Origin of the sequence: Marinomonas algarum, assembly GCF_020532605.1 — a bacterium.
Lineage (GTDB): Bacteria > Pseudomonadota > Gammaproteobacteria > Pseudomonadales > Marinomonadaceae > Marinomonas > Marinomonas algarum.
In genome coordinates, this window is record NZ_JAJATW010000075.1 from 1 (window position 1) to 751 (window position 751).

General features: G+C 42.6%; 2 protein-coding genes and 1 pseudogene. All 3 read right to left on the reverse strand.

Annotated features, from left to right (window positions below):
• A pseudogene (locus LG368_RS15385) lies at positions 1-109 on the reverse strand (IS5/IS1182 family transposase); the annotation flags it as partial.
• A gap of 44 nt (positions 110-153) precedes the next feature.
• Positions 154-411 carry a DUF6088 family protein gene (locus tag LG368_RS15390; RefSeq protein ID WP_226755557.1) on the reverse strand — a complete coding sequence of 86 codons (258 nt, stop codon included), beginning with the start codon at positions 409-411 and terminating at the stop codon, positions 154-156.
• A 50-nt stretch (positions 412-461) separates the two neighbouring features.
• On the reverse strand, positions 462-751 hold a 290-nt coding region (locus tag LG368_RS15395; RefSeq protein ID WP_338086342.1), incomplete at its 5' end, for a transposase.

Consider the following 751-nt stretch of genomic DNA (forward strand, 5'->3'; position numbering starts at 1 on the left):
GCTGTTGCCAGGGAATCAACTCATCCATTCGACTGAGGAAGAGTTCTTTGCGAGTTTTGCGGCGTTTGCTGGTAAATTCGGTGTCGGCGAAAGAGAGTTGGTTCATGATCGGCTGGAGTCGTAGTCAAATTAAGTCGGCAAGATTGTCTCATATTACCGACTTAATCGCATGTTCCTTAATACACCATCTGCGCCAGAAGCATTGTCGGGCATAGGTTTCCCTGTGATTCTATTTTGTCTGATTCGGGTGTAAAGACCATAGCCAATTTTCATTAATACGCCGTCTTTAACAAGGTTTCTAAGACCACGTCCGACTTGGTCGTATTCGGCAATGTCTTTAAAATCAGAGCGCAGGAAAACAGAACGCTTAGAGCGTTTTATTCTTATTTTTATCCTGTCTTGAATTGTCATCTTAGCCCCCGTATTCATTGGTTATATAGTCGTCCCTGAATAATGGCGTTTCAGACAAGAAACGCCATGGTATTTTTAGGCTTTTCCATTAAAAACGTTATTTTTAGCCATATGCGCTGTAAAAAAGACCCAAGATATTGGGCACAATAAAGCCACTTTAGTAGCTTACGCAGGTTCTGACCGCAGGCACTTAAGATCACATTAATCGCATCACCTAGTGTTCCTTTTAAGAAGCATCGTCTGAGTTTTCCATCGGATTTCAGGTGTCCTATGATGGGTTCTACACTATTTCTTCTTCCCATCCAGCGCTTTTCTTTCTTGGGTATACCGCGCTTTTGAC